This is a genomic window from Brevibacterium sp. VCM10, assembly GCF_000583215.1.
Classification (GTDB): Bacteria; Actinomycetota; Actinomycetes; order Actinomycetales; family Brevibacteriaceae; genus Brevibacterium; species Brevibacterium linens.
Genome location: NZ_JAJB01000086.1, coordinates 1 through 1,278, shown reverse-complemented (window position 1 = coordinate 1,278; position 1,278 = coordinate 1). Strand labels below are relative to the sequence as shown.

The following is a 1,278-nucleotide window of genomic DNA, read 5'->3' as shown; positions in this document are numbered from 1 at the left end:
CGTCAGGTAGTTCGGGGAGGGGTTTCGAGGAATAGGGGAGTCGACGGTGTCGTTGCCTCATCCGGAGACGGTCCCCGGCGTTGGGACGTGGTCCGCTTTGGGATAGAATGGATGGCTGTGCGCGCGAACGCGTGCACAGGCGATCGGGGGCAGAGAGGAGGCCGGTCATGCCAAAGGACACTGGCAAGAAAGTCATTGCGAGGAACCGCAAGGCACGCCACGACTACCACATCGAAGACACGTGGGAGGCCGGGCTAGTGCTCACCGGCACCGAGGTGAAGTCGCTGCGCGAAGGCAGGGCCTCACTGACCGACGGCTTCGCCCTCATCTTCCAGAACGAAGCATGGTTGGAGAACGTCTACATCCCCGAGTACCTGCAGGGGACCTGGACGAATCATTCGGCCAGGCGTCGCCGGAAGCTGCTGCTCCACCGCGAGGAGATCCTCAAGCTCTCGCAGAAGGTCAAGGAGTCCGGCCGGACTCTGGTGCCGCTCGAACTCTACTTCGACGGGTCGCGGGTCAAGGTCGAGATCGCTCTGGCCAAGGGCAAGCGCGAATGGGACAAGCGTCAGGCCCTGCGTGAGGCGCAGGACAAGCGCGAAGCCGAACGCGCGATGAAGGCCAAGCAGTTCCTCTGAGGCCTGCTCGGCACCTTTCGTGAACGGCCGGGAATGCAATTGGCTCGGTCTGCGTTGTAGGAGTATGCTGGAGTACCTGATCGGCGCCAGCAGCCTCCTCGGCGGATGAAACAGCTGATCAGTTTTGGTAACAGAATATGGGGATGATCGGTTTCGACGTCGGACACTGCGTCGGGAGAAGCGGGCCGAGAATGCAGAGTCATCTCGTTAATGTCCTCTGCAAAACAATAGGTGCTAAGTCTAACAACCGCACCGATTTCGCCCTCGCTGCCTGATAGAGCGCGAGCTGCGAATCCGTCAGCCTAGAGTTGCCTCTGCTCTAGTGTCTGGCGTCGCTTAAGAGGCCACTGCTTCAGACACATGTTGGGGGTGTCTGAGGGACTTTCACTCAACTCCGTTCGTTGGTCCATGTGTTCGTGCAAGGGCCAGAACCTAAGAGACATTTTCACGAACTGCGCCCGGAGAAGTCCTGACAATCTGCCGACGGACGCGGGTTCGATTCCCGCCATCTCCACGTGTCTAAGCCCCGGATTCCTTAAGGATCCGGGGCATTTCACTGTCCGGAGATCCCCAGAGCTGCCACTTTGCCCCGTCGAAGTCGACGAAGCGTCGAATAGAGCGAACACCATCGCCGAGGCGG

At 60.0% G+C, this 1,278-nt stretch carries 1 protein-coding gene and 1 other RNA gene; both read left to right on the top strand.

The window, feature by feature from the left end; genetic code table 11:
* Positions 1–167 precede the first annotated feature (167 nt).
* Entirely contained in the window at positions 168–638 is a 471-nt protein-coding gene (smpB, locus tag AD89_RS0117095) for an SsrA-binding protein SmpB (protein ID WP_025780801.1), read from the top strand.
* 139 nt (positions 639–777) lie between these two features.
* Positions 778–1,155, top strand: a transfer-messenger RNA (tmRNA) gene (gene ssrA / locus AD89_RS19775).
* Positions 1,156–1,278: the final 123 nt, after the last annotated feature.

Excerpts from the sequence above, each read along its gene's own strand:
- smpB (WP_025780801.1), top strand. The coding sequence starts at position 168 with ATGCCAAAGGACACTGGCAAGAAAGTCATTGCGAGGAACCGCAAGGCA.